The sequence below is a fragment of the Pseudomonas defluvii genome (genome assembly GCF_001695625.1).
In the GTDB taxonomy this organism is placed as follows: domain Bacteria; phylum Pseudomonadota; class Gammaproteobacteria; order Pseudomonadales; family Pseudomonadaceae; genus Aquipseudomonas; species Aquipseudomonas defluvii.
The window spans coordinates 1-16,986 of the sequence record NZ_MBPN01000068.1; the positions used below are offsets into that span (position 1 = coordinate 1).

The 16,986-nt window shown below is 60.6% G+C and carries 14 protein-coding genes and 1 pseudogene; 11 read left to right on the top strand and 4 right to left on the bottom strand.

Features of this window, described 5'->3' with window-relative positions:
* Window positions 1-31: 31 nt before the first annotated feature.
* Window positions 32-436, bottom strand: coding sequence for a YkgJ family cysteine cluster protein (locus EKA13_RS17700; RefSeq protein ID WP_065760654.1), 405 nt, complete (start codon window positions 434-436; stop codon window positions 32-34).
* Window positions 437-632: 196 nt separating this feature from the next.
* Here EKA13_RS17700 and EKA13_RS17705 point away from each other — a divergent pair, with 196 nt between their 5' ends.
* From EKA13_RS17705 to EKA13_RS17715, 3 genes are all read left to right on the top strand, one after another.
* Window positions 633-3,083: a glycogen/starch/alpha-glucan phosphorylase gene (locus EKA13_RS17705; RefSeq protein ID WP_065760633.1), complete on the top strand. Its 2,451-nt coding sequence runs from the start codon at window positions 633-635 to the stop codon at window positions 3,081-3,083.
* 142 nt (window positions 3,084-3,225) lie between these two features.
* Entirely contained in the window at window positions 3,226-4,236 is a 1,011-nt protein-coding gene (locus tag EKA13_RS17710; protein ID WP_065760634.1) for a class 1 fructose-bisphosphatase, read from the top strand.
* A gap of 4 nt (window positions 4,237-4,240) precedes the next feature.
* Window positions 4,241-4,837: a DUF924 family protein gene (locus EKA13_RS17715; protein WP_065760635.1), complete on the top strand. Its 597-nt coding sequence runs from the start codon at window positions 4,241-4,243 to the stop codon at window positions 4,835-4,837.
* Window positions 4,838-4,873: 36 nt separating this feature from the next.
* Here EKA13_RS17715 and EKA13_RS28915 read toward each other — a convergent pair whose 3' ends face one another.
* Window positions 4,874-5,704, bottom strand: a complete 831-nt coding sequence (locus tag EKA13_RS28915; protein ID WP_371918252.1) for a methyl-accepting chemotaxis protein — start codon at window positions 5,702-5,704, stop codon at window positions 4,874-4,876.
* A gap of 24 nt (window positions 5,705-5,728) precedes the next feature.
* A pseudogene (locus EKA13_RS28920) lies at window positions 5,729-6,766 on the bottom strand (HAMP domain-containing protein); the annotation flags it as partial.
* Window positions 6,767-6,991: 225 nt separating this feature from the next.
* Between EKA13_RS28920 and EKA13_RS17725 the strand changes: the two are divergent.
* Window positions 6,992-7,246: a hypothetical protein gene (locus EKA13_RS17725; protein WP_065760637.1), complete on the top strand. Its 255-nt coding sequence runs from the start codon at window positions 6,992-6,994 to the stop codon at window positions 7,244-7,246.
* Complete coding sequence (locus EKA13_RS17730; RefSeq protein WP_065760638.1) at window positions 7,243-7,815, top strand: lipocalin family protein; 573 nt, start codon at window positions 7,243-7,245, stop codon at window positions 7,813-7,815. Before EKA13_RS17725 ends, EKA13_RS17730 begins: the two co-directional genes overlap by 4 nt.
* Window positions 7,816-7,851: 36 nt before the next feature.
* Here the strand turns inward: EKA13_RS17730 and EKA13_RS17735 are convergent, their stop codons facing one another.
* The gene (locus EKA13_RS17735) at window positions 7,852-9,216 is read right to left on the bottom strand and encodes a formimidoylglutamate deiminase (RefSeq protein WP_065760639.1); all 1,365 of its coding nucleotides are present in this window, start codon (window positions 9,214-9,216) and stop codon (window positions 7,852-7,854) included.
* Between the two features lie 143 nt (window positions 9,217-9,359).
* Between EKA13_RS17735 and hutC the strand changes: the two genes are divergently transcribed.
* From hutC to hutI, 6 genes are all read left to right on the top strand, one after another.
* Window positions 9,360-10,070 (top strand): histidine utilization transcriptional repressor HutC, encoded by a 711-nt coding sequence (gene hutC / locus EKA13_RS17740; protein WP_176717445.1) that lies wholly within the window; start codon window positions 9,360-9,362, stop codon window positions 10,068-10,070.
* Entirely contained in the window at window positions 10,067-10,639 is a 573-nt protein-coding gene (locus tag EKA13_RS17745; protein ID WP_065760640.1) for a HutD/Ves family protein, read from the top strand. The genes hutC and EKA13_RS17745 overlap by 4 nt, the downstream gene beginning before the upstream one ends.
* 369 nt (window positions 10,640-11,008) lie before the next feature.
* A complete protein-coding gene (hutU, locus tag EKA13_RS17750) occupies window positions 11,009-12,673 on the top strand; it encodes a urocanate hydratase (RefSeq protein ID WP_176717446.1) in 1,665 nt (554 codons plus the stop codon).
* Between the two features lie 67 nt (window positions 12,674-12,740).
* Window positions 12,741-14,273 carry a histidine ammonia-lyase gene (gene hutH / locus EKA13_RS17755; RefSeq protein ID WP_065760642.1) on the top strand — a complete coding sequence of 511 codons (1,533 nt, stop codon included), beginning with the start codon at window positions 12,741-12,743 and terminating at the stop codon, window positions 14,271-14,273.
* A gap of 85 nt (window positions 14,274-14,358) precedes the next feature.
* A complete protein-coding gene (locus EKA13_RS17760) occupies window positions 14,359-15,762 on the top strand; it encodes an amino acid permease (protein ID WP_065760643.1) in 1,404 nt (467 codons plus the stop codon).
* 15 nt (window positions 15,763-15,777) lie between these two features.
* On the top strand, window positions 15,778-16,983 hold the full coding sequence (gene hutI / locus EKA13_RS17765) for an imidazolonepropionase (RefSeq protein ID WP_065760644.1): 1,206 nt from the start codon (window positions 15,778-15,780) through the stop codon (window positions 16,981-16,983).
* The last annotated feature ends 3 nt before the right edge of the window (window positions 16,984-16,986 follow it).

The window sequence follows — 16,986 nt, forward strand, 5'->3', positions numbered from 1 at the left end:
AGCCAGGCCGACGACTACCCGTTGGTAGCGCTTAGCGCGCTGGAGGCTTTGGCTTGTAGGCGCAATAGCCCGGCCGAGGGCCGATTTTCGGGTGGTTGCGGCAGGTGTCCGGGCGCTTGTCGTAGATGGTGCAGAGGCGGCTCTTGCGGTCCAGGTACAGGCAATCGTCGTTGCTCATCCGCGCCAGGGTGAAGATGCCCGACTTCTGATTGAAGCGCTCGACAATCCCTTCCTTTTGCAGCCGCTTGGCAACGTTCTTCGGCGGCTCGTCCTTTTCAAATTCGTCGACCACCCCGATACGGATCAAGTCCTTGATGCGCACTTCCACTGGCAGGGTGCAGCAACTGGACATGCAGCCTCCACACATGTGGCTGGCATATTTTTGCCAGGTATCCAGGCGGTCTAGTTCAGCTGCTGCGATCAGGGTCGGTTTCATCGGGTTCGACTTTCGGCGGTCATACGGGCGCGCGATGATACCGGGGTTGGTGAAAGAATGAACAACCATTTGCCGGTTTTTCTCGATGAAAGTTTCTGGCGTCACGCAGAAAACCACGAACCAGGGCTGTCGGTCTGTGCTGGAGCGTCTAGGCTGATAGATCGCACCCGAACGTCAACCTGCTTGAGGACGACGAATGTCTCAGGAAACGCTTGCTCGTGACGAAGAGGTGGCGGCCTTCCGCGCCGCTGTATTGGCCAAACTGACGTATGCGGTTGGCAAGGACCCGGAGCACGCTTTCGACCATGACTGGTTTGAAGCCATTGCCCTGGCGGCCCGTGATCATATGGTCAACCACTGGATGGACCATACGCGGGAGATCTACCGAAGTAACCAGAAACGGGTCTATTACCTGTCACTGGAGTTCCTGATCGGTCGCCTGCTGTATGACAGCCTGAGCAACCTGGGCTTGCTTGACGTTGCACGTGAAGCCTTGACCGGGTTGAACGTTGACCTGGAGCGTATTCGCCTGCTCGAACCGGATGCTGCCCTTGGCAATGGTGGCCTGGGGCGCTTGGCAGCCTGTTTCATGGAAAGCATGTCAACGCTCGGTATTGCGGCGCACGGCTACGGCATCCGTTATGAGCACGGTCTGTTCCGTCAGGCGGTCGTCGATGGCTGGCAACAGGAGCAGACTGAAAACTGGCTGGATTTCGGTAACCCCTGGGAATTTGAACGGGCCGAAGTCATTTACCCCATCAGTTTTGGTGGCAGCGTGGAGACCGTCAAGCAGGCTGACGGATCTTCCCGGCAAGTATGGTGGCCGGCCGAGACGGTACGCGCGGTGGCGTACGACACGCCGGTCGTCGGTTGGCGTGGCGCCAGTGTGAACACGTTGCGCCTCTGGCGGGCGCGGGCGCTGGAAGAACTGCACCTGGAGCGCTTCAATGCCGGTGACCACTTGGGTGCCGTGGCTGAGGTGGCGCGCGCCGAGAGCATTTCGCGGGTGTTGTACCCTGCCGACAGCACCGAAGCCGGTCAGGAGTTGCGGTTGCGCCAGGAGTACTTCTTCGTTTCGGCCTCGCTGCAGGACCTGCTGCGCCGCCACCTGAACATGTATGATGACTTCCTTAACCTGCCCAAGCAGGTGGCGATCCAGCTCAACGATACCCACCCCTCGATTGCCGTGGCTGAGTTGATGCGGCTGTTGGTCGATCAACACGAAGTGCCCTGGGATACCGCCTGGCAGTTGACCGTCGATACCCTGGCCTATACCAATCACACGCTATTGCCCGAAGCGCTGGAAACCTGGCCGGTGGGCCTGATGGAACGGATGCTGCCACGGCACATGCAGATCATTTACCTGATCAATGCCTTCCATATCGACGCCCTGCGGGCCAATGGCATTCATGATTTCGATGTGCTGCGGGCGGTCTCGCTGATTGAAGAGGACAACGGGCGCCGTGTGCGCATGGGTAATCTGGCGTTTCTAGGGTCACACAGCGTCAACGGTGTTTCGGCGCTGCATTCCAAGCTGATGCGCAGCACGGTGTTTGCCGAACTGCACAAGTTGTACCCCGACCGAATCAACAACAAGACCAACGGCATCACCTTTCGCCGCTGGCTCTACCAGGCCAATCCACGCTTGACCGGCATGATGGTGGAGGCACTCGGTGCCGACTTGCTCGACAACCCGGAGACCCGTTTGAGGGGGCTTGAGCCTTTCGCTGACCAGGCCGACTTCCGCAAGCGTTTCGCCGAGCAGCGCCTGCACAGCAAGCGGGTACTGGCGCAAATGATTCAGGACCGCTTGGGTATCACCATCAGCCCTGAGGCGATGTTCGATGTGCAGGTCAAGCGCATCCACGAGTACAAGCGCCAACTGCTCAACCTGTTGCATACCGTGGCGCTGTATCAGGCGATCCGTGCCGAGCCCGAGACCAACTGGGTGCCAAGGGTGAAACTGTTCGCGGGCAAGGCGGCAGCCAGCTACCACCAGGCCAAGCTGATCATCAAGCTGGCCAACGACATTGCCAAGGTGGTCAATAACGATCCGACGGTGCGGGGCCAGCTCAAGGTCGTATTCCTGCCCAACTACAACGTCAGCCTGGCGGAGAGCATCATTCCGGCGGCAGACTTGTCCGAGCAGATCTCCACTGCTGGTTATGAGGCGTCTGGCACCAGCAATATGAAGTTCGGCCTCAATGGCGCCTTGACCATCGGCACGCTGGATGGCGCCAACGTCGAGATGTCCGAGCAGGTCGGTGCCGAGCACATGTTTATCTTTGGCCTCACCGCCCAGCAGGTCGAGGCACGCAAGCGCAGTGGCGATTTCAGCGCCCATGCCACTGCAGCCGCCTCACATCGCCTCAATGATGTGCTTCATGCCATTCGTGGCGGAGTGTTTTCGCCGGATGATCCATCGCGGTACGTCGGGTTGATCGACTCGCTGCTGGCCTATGACCGCTTCCTGGTGTGCGCTGATTTTGACGCCTACTGGGAGGCGCAGCGGCGCGTAGAGGCGTTGTGGCGCGAACCTGAGCTGTGGTGGCGTTCGGCGGTACTCAACAGTGCGCGCATGGGCTGGTTCTCTTCGGATCGGACCATTCGCGAGTACGCCACCGAGATCTGGCATGCGCTGGAGTGAGTGGCTGCATGTGGCCCGAGGGGGTGAACTCTCGGGCCAATGTGCCGTCTGATCAGACGAGCCCGTCCTATTGCTCGCTAGCGCTTCACTCTCCCTGTAAACTGCGTGGGTTTTTTACTACCCCCTTCCTTCGGAGCCTTACATGTCCCGCGTTACCCTGAGTCGCTATTTGATTGAGCAGACCCGCAGCAACAGTACCCCTGCCGATCTGCGCTTCCTGATCGAAGTGGTGGCGCGTGCGTGCAAGGAGATCAGCCACCACGTCTCCAAAGGCGCCCTGGGCGGCGTCCTCGGCAGCATGGGCACTGAAAACGTGCAAGGCGAAGTCCAGAAGAAACTGGACGTGATTTCCAACGATATCCTGCTTGAGGCCAACGAGTGGGGCGGCCACCTGGCCGGCATGGCGTCCGAGGAAATGGACAACGCCTACCAGATCCCGGGCAAATACCCGAAGGGTGCCTACCTGCTGGTGTTCGACCCGTTGGACGGCTCTTCGAACATTGACGTCAACGTGTCGGTCGGCACCATCTTTTCGGTACTGCGTTGCCCGAATGAGTACCTGAGCCAGAACGAAAGCCTGAACGAGAAAGCCTTCCTGCAGCCAGGCACCAAGCAGGTTGCTGCCGGTTACGCGATCTATGGCCCGCAGACCATGCTGATCCTGACCCTGGGTGATGGCGTCAAAGGCTTCACCCTGGATCGCGAGCTGGGCAGCTTCGTCCTGACTAACGAGAACATCAGCGTGCCGGAAAGCACCGCCGAGTTCGCCATCAACATGTCCAACCAGCGTCACTGGGAAGCCCCGGTACAGCGCTATGTCGGCGAGTTGCTGGAAGGCGAAACCGGCCCGCTGAAAAAGAACTACAACATGCGCTGGATCGCGTCGATGGTTGCCGATGTGCACCGCATCCTGACCCGTGGCGGCCTGTTCATGTACCCACGTGACTCCCGCGAGCCTTCCAAGCCGGGCAAGCTGCGCCTGATGTACGAAGCCAACCCGATGTCGTTCATCATCGAGCAGGCCGGTGGCGCCGCCACTGACGGTCATCAGCGTATCCTCGACATTCAGCCAGACAGCCTGCACCAGCGCGTTGCAGTGTTCCTCGGCTCCAAGCAGGAAGTCGAGCGCGTGACCGGCTACCACAAGGAATAATTCCATGCTCGCACCTTGGCAGCCGTTACTGGAGTGGTGGTTTGGTTGGGGCACCAGCCCTCAAGACGTGGCTGACGAGAAGAGCACCTTGTGGTTCGGCAAGCACCACGATGCCGAGGCGCATGAGCGCTTCGGTGATCTGGTCGAGCAGGCATTGGCTGGCGGCTTGGATGAGTGGTTGCAAAGCCCTCAGGGTTGGTTGGGCCTTGTGTTGTTGCTGGATCAACTGCCGCGGATGATCTATCGCGATACGCCGCGAGCCTTCGATGGCGACCGGCGCGCACAGGTGCTGGTGATGCAGGGCCTGGACAAGGCCTGGGATTATCAGCTGTTGCCGATCCAGCGGGTGTTCATCCTGCTGGTGCTGGAACATGCCGAAGTGCTGGACTGGCAGAATATCTGCGTCGAGCGTTACCGGCTGTTGCTGGCGGCCCAGCCTGAGTCTGATCGTCGCCTGTTTGAGGGTTTTCTCGATTATGCCGAGCAGCATCAGCGCGTCATAACCCGTTTCGGGCGCTTCCCGCACCGCAACCTGGTACTCGGTCGGCCCAGCACCGACGAGGAAATGGACTTCCTGCTGGAGCCGGGCTCTCGGTTCTAAGGCACAACGCCGGCCTGGCCGGCGATGCAGCGCTGTTTAGATCCTGAAACTGCCGACCAGATGTTTCAAGCGTGTGGCCTGGTGTTCCAGGTCATTGCACGCCTGCAGAGTGGTTTGCAGGTTTTGCACCCCCTCCTGATTCAGCGTGTTGATCTCGGTGATGTCGACGTTGATCGACTCCACCACGGCGGTCTGCTCCTCGGTGGCCGTAGCGACCGATTGATTCATGCCATCGATCTCGCTGATCCGCTGGGTCACACTGCCCAGGCGCTCACCGGCCTGGTTGGCGATACCGACACTGCGTTCACTCTGGCTCTGGCTTTCGGTCATGGTGTTGACCGCATCCCGCGCCCCGCTCTGCAGTTCTTCGATGATCCGTTGTACCTGCTGCGCTGAGTCCTGGGTGCGATGGGCAAGGTTACGCACTTCATCGGCCACCACCGCGAAACCACGCCCGGCTTCACCGGCACGCGCTGCTTCGATGGCAGCGTTAAGCGCCAACAGATTGGTCTGCTGGGAAATGCCACTGATGACGTCGAGGATTTGCCCGATGTTCACCGTGTTGGCGTTCAGGGTTTCGATATTGCCGCAGGAGTCGCTGATCTTTGTCGACAGCTGATTCATCACCGAAATGGTTTGATCAACCACCTGCTGGCCGTCTTCGGCCAGGTTGCGCGCTTCACTGGAGTGTTGCGACGCTAGCGCAGCGTTTTGCGCGATCTCCTGTGCGGCGGCGCCGAGCTGGTTGATGGCCGCAGCAACACTGTTGGTCCGGCTGGCCTGCTGGTCGGCATTCTGAATCGAGGCGTTCGAGGCGCTGACCACGCGGGTGGCTACTTCATTGACCTGACCGGTGGCCGAGGACACTTCGCGGATCGACTCGTGGATACGTTCGACAAAGCGATTGAACGACTGCCCCAATGCGCCGAATTCGTCCTGAGCATGGATGCGCAGACGCTTGGTCAGGTCGCCTTCGCCTTCGGCAATATCGTGCATCGCACGGCCCATCACATGCAACGGCTCCATCAGCACGCGAATCAGCATGCCGAGCAGGCCGATGATGATCAGCACGGCAATCGCCATCGCAATCATCGCGGAGGTGCGGAACTCGCCGAGCATGGCAAAGGCTGCCTCTTGGTCCAGTTCCAGTGCGACGTACCAGTTGACCGACGGAATGCCGCTGACCTGTGTGAAACTGATGAACTTCTTGTGCCCATTGACTTCAACCTCCTTGAGCCCGCTGCCAATAGTCGGTGCACCTTGTGGGTACACATCGGCCAGTGTCTTCAGGTTCAGCGAGCTGTCCGGGTGGATCAGGATCTTGCCGTCACTGCCGACGATGAACGCGCGGCCATGCCCATCGAAGTTCAAGGCATTGATGATTGAGCTGATGGTGTCCAGGCCTGTATCGGCACCCGTCACCCCAACCCGCCGGCCATCATGCTGCACCGGGGTCGCAATGGTAATGACCAGCTTGCCCATGGAAGCCGATACATAGGGCTCGGTGATAATGGTGCTGTTGGCGTTGCTGGCAGCCTTGTACCAGCCACGGGCGCGTGGGTCATAGTCGGCAGCACGGTTTCCGGCAGGCACTGACAACATGCTGCCATCCTCGCCACCGAAGTAGGTCATCAGGAAGTTATCGCTATAGACCGGTAACTCAATGCTGCGTGTCAGGCTGTCTTTTTGGGTGCCGTCCACGGCAATTTGCTGAGCCAGAGAATTCAGGATCTGAATACGGCTGCCTAGCCAGTTCTGGATGTTGCTGGTGGTCAGGCTGCCCAGTTCCTGCATCGATGCTTCGGTGCTGTCGCGCAGGGCCTCGCGTTGCCGGTAATCGTTGAACAGGATGAAGCCGGAGAAGGCGACGACGACCACAAGGGCGGCAGCGAGAAGGATCTTGTGGCTGAACTTCAGGTTTTTGGTCATTACGAGGTCTTTTTACGCAAGGCGAATCAATGGTGAGGGCGCGGCAAAAGGTCGCAGCGCACTCTAGGTGTCGTCCAAGCGGTAAAAAAGATTAATGCTCATTTCACCTGAGCCGACCAACGTCATCGATCAATGTTCTACTGCGGGGAACCACAGGGGCTTTTCCCCTTCTAAGCTGATGGCAGGCTATCCGCCCAGCCCCCTCATGTTCAGGAGTGACCTTTCATGTCGTTGCGTTCCCTCGCTCTGTTGTCCTTGTGCGTGTTTCTGACTGCGTGCAACAAAATCAATCAGGAAAACTACTCACGGCTCAAGGCGGGCATGGCAAAGGTCGACGTTGAAAAGCTGCTCGGCAAGCCAACTGATTGCTCAGGTGCATTGGGCATCTCCAGCTGTACCTGGGGTGACAAAGACACCTTCATCAGTATCCAGTTTGCGGGTGACAATGTGTTGATGTACTCAGGACAGGGGCTCAAATGAAACGACTCTCTCACCTGCTGGGGCTAAGCGCGGCTCTGCTTCTTGGCGGTTGCGCGCACTCTGATAGCGGGCCACTGCCGCCAAAGACAGTCGAACGTGTCGACCTCAAGCGCTACCAGGGCACGTGGTATGAACTGGCGCGTTTGCCGATGTTCTTCCAGCGTGATTGTGCGCAATCTGAAGCGCATTACAGCCTCAAGCCAGATGGCAATGTCGGCGTTCTCAATCGTTGTCGCACGTTAGAAGGGGAATGGCAGGAGGCAAGCGGTACCGCCACGCCACAGGTTCCAGGCAAGACCGACAAGCTCTGGGTCGAGTTTGATAACTGGTTCTCGACACTGCTGCCGGGCGTCGCCAAGGGCGACTATTGGGTGCTGTACGTCGACGAAGACTACCAGACCGCACTGGTTGGCAACCCGAACCGGCGTTACCTCTGGCTGCTCTCGCGCAAGCCGACCGTGCCAGCCTATGAGCGCGAAGGCCTGCTGGCCAAGGCGCGCCAGCAGGGGTACGACACGACGCGCTTGATCTGGCGAGTGTCTGATCAGGATATTGCCAGGCAGCCGTGATTGCTTGCCTGGCTGGCCCCTGCATCAACTCCAGCGTCAGCCCAACAGTTCTCTCAGCACACGGGTAAAGGCCTGGGCGGTCTGTTCTTCGGCGGCATGATGGCCTTGGCGTACCACCCATTTGCCGTTGACCATCACATCGCGGACCTGGCGATCGCCTCCGGCAAACAGCCAGCGATTGAGGATGCCGTCGCCCTTGGCCGTTGCCAGGTAGGGGTCGTTGCCATCGAGCACCAGCCAGTCGGCGCGGTGACCTTCTGCCAGCGTACCCACCGGCTGCCCCAGCGCTTGTGCTCCGCCACTGAGGGCTGCATCGAACAGCGTGCGCCCAACCATCGGCTGCTCCGCGCGGTACAGTCGGTTGCGTCGCTGGTCGCGCAGGCGTTGGCCGTATTCGAGCCAGCGCAGTTCTTCCACCACGCTGAGCGAAACATGGCTGTCCGAGCCAATACCCAGGCGACCGCCACGGGCCAGGTAGTCGACTGCAGGGAAGATGCCGTCGCCCAGATTGGCTTCGGTGGTCAGGCACAATCCAGCTACCGCGCCGCTGGTCGCCATCAGCGCGACTTCGTCGGCTTCGGCGTGGGTGGCATGGACCAGGCACCAGCGCTGATCAACCTCGGTGTTCTCGTACAACCATTGCAGCGGGCGTCGGCCACTCCAGGCCAGGCAGTCGTCGACTTCCTTCTGTTGCTCGGCAATGTGTATGTGCACAGGGCAGTGCGGGTCGCTGGCGGCCATGACCTGAGCGATCTGTTGCGGGGTGACGGCGCGCAGCGAGTGGAAGCACAGCCCCAAATGTTGCGCGGGTTGCTGCGTCAGCAGCGGTGCCAGGCGCTCGTGTAGCCGCAGATACTGCTCGGTGTTGTTGATAAAGCGACGCTGCCCATCGGTGGGCGCTTGGCCACCGAAACCTGAATGGCTGTAGAGCACGGGGAGCAGGGTCAGGCCGATGCCGCTGTGGCTGGCAGCCTGGCTGATACGCTGGGACAGTTCCGTCGGGTCTGCATAGGGAGTGCCATCAGCATCGTGGTGCACGTAGTGGAACTCGGCGACCGAGGTATATCCGGCCTTGAGCATCTCGATGTACAACTGGCGGGCAATCACTTCCAGTTGTTCCGGGCTGATCTGGCCGACCATGCGGTACATCAGTTCGCGCCAGGTCCAGAAGCTGTCATTGGGGTTGCCAACCACTTCAGCCAAGCCGGCCATGGCGCGCTGGAAGGCATGTGAGTGCAGGTTTGGCATACCCGGCAGCAGTGGGCCTGCCACGCGTTCGGCGCCCTCGGCCGAGGCATCGGTATGGACGCGGCCGATTCGGCCGTCGGTACCGACCTCGATGCGGACATTGTTGGCCCAGCCGGTAGGCAGCAAAGCACGTTCGGCAAAGAAGACGGACATCGACACGGCACCTCGTTTTGTTTATTTGTATATACATATACAGACGTTTGCCTGCTGGGTAAACTCCGGCAATCTATGGAGTACTCATTTTGAACAAGGATCTCGACGTGCCGACACCACCTGTCTCCGCGCTGGTTGCCCAGATGGGCGAGGGGCCGGCGCCGCTGTATGCCCGGGTCAAGCAAATGATTGCCCAGCAAATCAAGAACGGTAGCTGGCCGCCGCACCACCGTGTGCCTTCGGAAAGCGAACTGGTCAGTGAGCTGGGCTTCAGTCGCATGACCATCAACCGCGCACTGCGCGAGCTGACAGCCGAGGGGCTGTTGGTGCGCATGCAGGGCGTCGGGACCTTTGTTGCCGAACCCAAGACCCGTTCCGCATTGTTCGACGTCAATAACATTGCAGACGAGATCGCCGCGCGGGGGCACAAGCACACCTGCAAGGTGGTGACCCTGGCTGAAGAGGCTGCCGGCTCCGAGCGGGCGCTGGCACTGGATATGCGCGAAGGTCAGCGGGTGTTCCATTCGTTGATCGTGCATTACGAGAACGACATTCCGGTGCAAATCGAAGACCGCTTCGTCAATGCCCAGGTTGCACCTGACTACCTCAAGCAGGATTTCACCGTGCAGACCCCTTATGCCTACCTGTCCCAGGTGGCACCCCTGACCGAGGGCGAGCATGTGGTCGAGGCGATTCTGGCTGAGCCGGAGGAATGTCGCCTGCTGCAGATCGAGCAGGGCGAGCCGTGCCTGCTGATTCGCCGTCGCACGTGGTCCGGCCGTCAGCCGGTGACGGCGGCACGGTTGATTCACCCTGGTTCCCGTCATCGTTTGGAAGGACGTTTCAGTAAATGAGTCAGATGCAGGTACTTCGCGCGGTCAATTACCCCCGCATGCCCTGGAAGAATGGTGGTGGCAGCACCGAAGAAATCGCCCGTGACGCCGGAGAGGGGCTTGAGGGCTTTGGCTGGCGTCTGTCGATTGCCGATATTGCCGAGTCGGGTGGCTTCTCCAGCTTTGCCGGATACCAGCGGATCATCACCGTGCTGCAAGGTGACGGCATGGTGCTGCAGGTCGATGGTGAGGCAAGCCGTGTACTGTTGCCCTTCGATGCCTTCATATTCTCAGGTGAAAGCCAGGTGAGCTGCCGCTTGTTGGGTGGGCCGATCCGCGATTTCAACCTGATCTATGCGCCGCAGCGTTACCGCGCACGCCTGCAATGGCTTGAGGGTGAGAGTCGTCTCTTCAGTTCGGCGCAGACGCTGTTGGTCTTCGCTGCTGGCGAGCAGGTTCGTGCTGCGTTGGGCGGGCATGCGGTGCAGACGCTGTCACGCCACGACTGTCTGCAGGTCGAAGGAAACGCGGGGTTGCAGGCGCTTGAGCTGAGTGGTCACTGCTGCCTGATCGAGCTGAGCCACTGCTGAGATTGTTACCGCGGTTACTGATGAGTTGCGCGCGGGTGTGTTACTGATTGACCCAAGGTGGTGCAACGCCACCTTGTCTGACGGCGTTGTTCTGCACCCCTGTCCCCCTCCCATACGTTTTCTTTTGCTGCCAGAACCCCGGATTTCTTGCGCTGCGTTGGCCTTGGCGTGCCTCTGTGGCAGTTCGTCGGAGAAGTTGGCACTTCAATTGCCTATGCTTGTACATACAAGTAAATATGTGTTTGTATAAGTGTACATGGCAGTCCTGCTGCCATCCCGAATTTGCCTGCCACCACTGGCACGCTCGCCCACAGCCTGGGTTGGGCGGGATCGATCGCTTGAGGAGCCGTTACCGTGACTGACAAGAACATGAACAAATTCCGTGACGTCGAAATTCGCGCACCGCGCGGCACTACGCTGACCGCCAAAAGCTGGCTGACCGAAGCGCCGCTGCGCATGCTGATGAACAACCTCGACCCTGAAGTCGCGGAAAACCCGAAAGAGCTGGTGGTGTACGGCGGCATTGGCCGTGCGGCGCGTAACTGGGAGTGCTACGACAAGATCGTCGAGAGCCTGACCAACCTGAACGACGACGAAACCCTGCTGGTGCAGTCCGGCAAGCCGGTCGGCGTGTTCAAGACCCACGCCAACGCCCCGCGCGTATTGATCGCCAACTCCAACCTGGTACCGCACTGGGCCACGTGGGAGCACTTCAACGAACTGGATGCCAAGGGCCTGGCCATGTACGGTCAGATGACTGCCGGCAGCTGGATCTACATCGGTAGCCAGGGCATCGTTCAAGGCACCTACGAAACCTTCGTCGAGGCCGGCCGCCAGCACTACAACGGCAGCCTCAAGGGCAAGTGGGTACTGACCGCTGGCCTGGGTGGCATGGGTGGCGCGCAGCCGCTGGCCGCAACCCTGGCCGGTGCCTGCTCGCTGAACATCGAATGCCAGCAGAGCCGCATCGACTTCCGCCTGAGTACCCGCTATGTCGACGAACAGGCCAACGACCTGGACGACGCCTTGGCGCGCATTGCCAAATACACCGCTGAAGGCAAAGCCATTTCCATTGCCCTGCACGGCAACGCGGCTGAGATCCTGCCTGAACTGGTCAAGCGCGGCGTGCGTCCAGACATGGTCACCGACCAGACCAGCGCCCATGACCCGCTCAACGGCTACCTGCCAGCAGGTTGGACCTGGGAACAGTACCGTGACCGCGCACAAACCGAGCCAGCTGCCGTGGTCAAGGCGGCCAAGCAGTCGATGGCCGTGCACGTTCAGGCCATGCTCGATTTCCAGAAGCAGGGCATTCCGACCTTCGACTACGGCAACAACATCCGTCAGATGGCCAAGGAAGAAGGCGTAGAAAACGCATTCGACTTCCCAGGCTTCGTACCGGCTTATATTCGCCCGTTGTTCTGCCGTGGCATCGGCCCGTTCCGCTGGGCGGCCTTGTCGGGTAACGCCGAAGACATCTACAAGACCGACGCCAAGGTCAAGGAGCTGATCCCGGACGATGCGCATCTGCATAACTGGCTGGAAATGGCCCGTGAGCGCATCAGCTTCCAGGGCCTGCCAGCACGTATCTGCTGGGTTGGTCTGGGGCAGCGCGCCAAGCTGGGCCTGGCCTTCAACGAGATGGTTCGCCGCGGCGAGTTGTCGGCACCGATCGTGATTGGTCGTGACCACCTGGACTCCGGCTCTGTATCGAGCCCGAACCGCGAAACCGAATCGATGATGGATGGCTCCGACGCTGTGTCCGACTGGCCATTGCTCAACGCACTGCTCAACACCGCCAGTGGCGCGACCTGGGTCTCGCTGCACCACGGCGGCGGTGTCGGCATGGGCTTCTCGCAGCACTCCGGCATGGTCATCGTCTGTGACGGTACCGACGAGGCCGCCGAGCGAATCGCTCGCGTTCTGACCAACGACCCGGCCACTGGCGTGATGCGCCATGCCGATGCCGGTTATCAGATCGCCATCGATTGCGCCAAGGAACAAGGCCTGAACCTGCCGATGATTACGCGCTGATTGGCGCGCAATGGTTGATACTGAATTAACGACAGGCGTAATCGCCTCTCTGTAGCGGAGCAACAACGTGACTGAATTGACCCTGAAGCCTGGCACCCTGACCTTGGCTCAGCTGCGTGCCATCTACAAGAACCCGCTGAAACTGAAGCTGGATGCCAGCGCCGACCAGCAGATCGACGACAGCGTTGCCTGCGTCGAGCAGATTCTTGCGGAAAACCGTACCGCCTATGGCATCAACACGGGTTTCGGCCTGTTGGCATCGACCCGTATCGCCAGCCATGACCTGGAAAACCTGCAGCGCTCGCTGGTGCTGTCTCACGCCGCAGGTGTCGGCGAGCCGATCTGCGATGAGCTGGTGCGCCTGATCATGGTGCTCAAGGTCAACAGCCTGAGCCGTGGTTTCTCGGGCATCCGCCGCAAGGTTATCGATGCGCTGATCGCGCTGATCAACGCGGAGGTTTACCCGCACATCCCGCTCAAGGGTTCGGTGGGGGCATCCGGTGACCTGGCGCCGCTGGCGCACATGTCGCTGGTCCTGCTGGGCGAGGGCAAGGCTCGTCATAAAGGCCAGTGGCTGTCGGCGACCGAAGCACTGGCAGTAGCCGGGCTTGAGCCGCTGACCCTGGCTGCCAAGGAGGGTCTGGCCCTGCTCAACGGTACCCAGGCGTCCACGGCCTATGCGCTGCGTGGCCTGTTCCAGGGTGAAGACCTGTTCGCAGCGGCCATGGCCTGTGGTGGCCTGACCGTTGAAGCCGTGCTCGGTTCGCGTTCACCTTTCGACCCGCGGATTCACGCCGCCCGTGGTCAGCGCGGTCAAATCGACGCGGCGGCCTGCTACCGTGACCTGTTGGGTGACGGCAGTGAAGTCTCGGCGTCCCATGAGCATTGCGGCAAGGTCCAGGACCCATACTCGCTGCGTTGCCAGCCTCAGGTCATGGGGGCTTGCCTGACCCAGTTCCGTCAGGCGGCCGAAGTACTGGTCATCGAAGCCAACGCCGTATCCGACAACCCACTGGTATTCGCCAAAGAGGGCGACGTGATTTCCGGCGGCAACTTCCACGCCGAACCGGTGGCAATGGCTGCCGACAACATGGCCTTGGCCATTGCCGAGATCGGCTCGCTGAGCGAGCGCCGTATCTCGCTGATGATGGACAAGCACATGTCGCAGTTGCCACCGTTCCTGGTGGCCAATGGTGGGGTCAACTCCGGCTTCATGATCGCGCAGGTCACGGCAGCAGCGCTGGCCAGCGAGAACAAGGCCCTGGCTCACCCGCACAGTGTCGACAGCCTGCCGACCTCGGCCAACCAGGAAGACCACGTGTCGATGGCGCCGGCTGCTGGCAAGCGCCTCTGGGAAATGGCTGACAACGTTCGCGGCATCCTCGCCGTGGAATGGCTGGCCGCCTGCCAGGGCCTGGACCTGCGTGAAGGGCTGAAGACCTCGCCGAAGCTGGAAACGGCTCGTCAACTGCTGCGCAGCAAGGTCGCTTATTACGAAAAGGACCGGTTCTTCGCGCCGGACATCGAGGCAGCCAGCGCCTTGCTGGCTGAAGGGCACTTGAACGGTCTGCTGCCGGCTGGCGTTCTGCCGAGCCTCTGATCCGTTGGGCTGATATCGCCTTTGCCGTACGGGCCCGAAAGGGCTCGTACCGCTTTTCGCCTACAAAAATAATCAGGACCGCGAAATGCAATCTCAATCGCAAGGACTCAAACGCGGGCTAACGGCTCGCCATATTCGTTTCATGGCCCTGGGCTCGGCCATTGGTACGGGCCTTTTCTACGGCTCTGCTTCGGCGATCCAGATGGCGGGCCCGGCAGTGCTTCTGGCCTACCTGATCGGCGGTGCTGCCGTCTTCATGGTCATGCGCGCCCTGGGGGAAATGGCCGTACACAACCCGGTTTCGGGCTCGTTCGGTCAATATGCCTCCACCTATCTGGGGCCGATGGCCGGGTTTGTGCTCGGCTGGACCTACGCATTTGAAATGGTCATTGTCTGTTTGGCCGACGTGACGGCCTTCGGCATTTACATGGGCTTCTGGTTCCCCGAAGTCGCGCGCTGGATCTGGGTGCTGGGTATTGTCTTCCTGATCGGCGGGCTGAACCTGTGCAACGTCAAGGTCTACGGCGAGATGGAATTCTGGCTGTCGCTGCTCAAGGTCGTTGCCATCGTCGCGATGATCCTGGCCGGCTTCGGCATCATGCTCTTCGGGCTGGGCAGCGCCAATGGCGACACGGTCAGTGGTATCGCCAACCTGACGGCCCACGGCGGCTTCATGCCCAATGGCGTGAGCGGCCTGATCGCCTCGTTTGCCGTGGTGATGTTTGCCTTTGGCGGTATCGAGATCATCGGTATCACTGCCGGTGAAGCGAAAGACCCTCAGCGCGTGCTGCCCAAGGCGATCAATGCTGTTCCGCTGCGGATACTGCTGTTCTATGTGCTGACCCTGTTCGTCCTGATGTGCCTCTACCCGTGGCCGCAGATCGGTACCCAAGGTAGCCCGTTCGTACAGATTTTCAGCAATCTGGGGATCGGTTCGGCTGCAGCTGTACTGAATATTGTGGTGATCTCGGCGGCGGTATCGGCGATCAACAGCGATATTTTTGCCGCTGGGCGCATGATGTACGGCTTGGCTCAGCAAGGTCAGGCACCGAAGGGGTTCGCCAAGGTTTCCCGTCAAGGTGTGCCATGGATGACTGTACTGGTCATGGGTGTGGCACTGCTGAGCGGCGTCGTGCTGAACTACCTGATCCCGGAAAACGTCTTCCTGCTGATCGCCTCCATTGCCACGTTCGCCACGGTATGGGTCTGGCTGATGATTCTGGTGACCCAGGTCGCCATGCGTCGCAGCATGAGCCGTGAAGAAGCCGCACAACTGAAGTTCCCGGTACCGTTCTGGCCCTATGGTCCAGCGGCAGCGATTGCCTTCATGGTGTTCATCTTCGGTGTGCTGGGTTACTTCCCGGATACACAGGCAGCGCTGATCGTCGGCGTGGTCTGGGTGGTGTTCCTGGTTGCCTCTTACCTGCTCTGGTGCAAGCCGCGCGTGGCTGTGGCGCCTGCTCAGGTATTGTCCAACACTCAACGATAGTCACGGAGACGGTGCATGAAAACCCTCTGGCAGCACTGCCATGTGGCAAGCATGGCGCAAGGTGTTTACTCGATCATCGAGGATGCGGCGATTTTGACGTCCGGCGAGCGGATCGAGTGGATCGGCCCGCGCCAGTCCCTGCCGGCCACGGCAGATGCCAGGGTGGTCGAGCTTAACGGTGCCTGGGTAACCCCGGGCCTGATCGACTGCCACACCCATACCGTGTTCGGTGGTAACCGCAGCGGCGAGTTCGAGCAGCGCTTGCAAGGTGTCAGCTATGCCGATATCGCCGCCCAGGGTGGTGGTATCGCCAGCACCGTGCGCGCTACACGCGCCGCTACGGAAGAACAGTTGTACGCCAGCGCTCGGCAACGCCTGCAGGCCTTGTTGCGCGATGGCGTGACCACCGTCGAAATCAAGTCCGGGTATGGCCTGGACCTGGCCAGTGAGCGCAAGTTGCTCCGGGTCATTCGTCGGCTGGGCGCCGAGTTGCCGGTGACGGTGCGCGGTACCTGCCTGGCGGCGCACGCCATGCCGCCGGAGTTCGCCGGTCGGGCAGACGACTACATTGAACACATCTGCACTGAAATGCTCCCGGCTCTGGCCGCTGAGGGGCTGGTCGACGCCGTGGATGCGTTCTGCGAATACCTGGCGTTTTCCCCGGCTCAGGTCGAGCGGGTGTTTATAAAAGCCCGTGAACTGCGCCTGCCGGTCAAATTGCATGCCGAACAACTGTCGTCGCTGCACGGCTCCAGCCTGGCGGCGCGCTATCAGGCATTGTCGGCGGATCACCTGGAGTTCATGACCGAGGAGGACGCCATCGCCATGGCGGCAGCCGGCACCGTTGCGGTGCTGTTGCCCGGCGCTTTCTACTTCCTGCGTGAAACCCAGTTGCCGCCGATGGACGCTCTGCGCAAGCACGGTGTGAATATCGCCATTGCTACCGACCTCAACCCCGGGACCTCGCCGGGGCTGTCGTTGCGTCTAATGATGAACATGGCCTGTACGCTGTTCCGCATGACGCCGGAAGAAGCCCTGGCCGGGGTGACCCTGCATGCTGCCCGCGCCCTCGGGCTGGGCGACAGTCACGGGTCGCTGGAAGTGGGCAAGGTCGCCGATTTCATTGCCTGGGACATCGAGCGTCCTGCCGACCTGTCCTATTGGTTGGGCGGCGACTTACCCAAGCGGGTCATTCGCCATGGCCTTGAAACCCATTTTTGAAGA

Coding starts and splice junctions, on each gene's coding strand:
- hutU (WP_176717446.1), top strand. CDS start 11,009: ATGAACAAATTCCGTGACGTCGAAATTCGCGCACCGCGCGGCACTACG.
- EKA13_RS17705 (WP_065760633.1), top strand. CDS start 633: ATGTCTCAGGAAACGCTTGCTCGTGACGAAGAGGTGGCGGCCTTCCGC.
- EKA13_RS17710 (WP_065760634.1), top strand. CDS start 3,226: ATGTCCCGCGTTACCCTGAGTCGCTATTTGATTGAGCAGACCCGCAGC.
- EKA13_RS17730 (WP_065760638.1), top strand. CDS start 7,243: ATGAAACGACTCTCTCACCTGCTGGGGCTAAGCGCGGCTCTGCTTCTT.
- EKA13_RS17735 (WP_065760639.1), bottom strand. CDS start 9,216: ATGTCCGTCTTCTTTGCCGAACGTGCTTTGCTGCCTACCGGCTGGGCC.
- EKA13_RS17760 (WP_065760643.1), top strand. CDS start 14,359: ATGCAATCTCAATCGCAAGGACTCAAACGCGGGCTAACGGCTCGCCAT.
- hutI (WP_065760644.1), top strand. CDS start 15,778: ATGAAAACCCTCTGGCAGCACTGCCATGTGGCAAGCATGGCGCAAGGT.
- EKA13_RS17745 (WP_065760640.1), top strand. CDS start 10,067: ATGAGTCAGATGCAGGTACTTCGCGCGGTCAATTACCCCCGCATGCCC.
- EKA13_RS17700 (WP_065760654.1), bottom strand. CDS start 436: ATGAAACCGACCCTGATCGCAGCAGCTGAACTAGACCGCCTGGATACC.
- EKA13_RS17725 (WP_065760637.1), top strand. CDS start 6,992: ATGTCGTTGCGTTCCCTCGCTCTGTTGTCCTTGTGCGTGTTTCTGACT.
- hutC (WP_176717445.1), top strand. CDS start 9,360: ATGGGCGAGGGGCCGGCGCCGCTGTATGCCCGGGTCAAGCAAATGATT.
- EKA13_RS17715 (WP_065760635.1), top strand. CDS start 4,241: ATGCTCGCACCTTGGCAGCCGTTACTGGAGTGGTGGTTTGGTTGGGGC.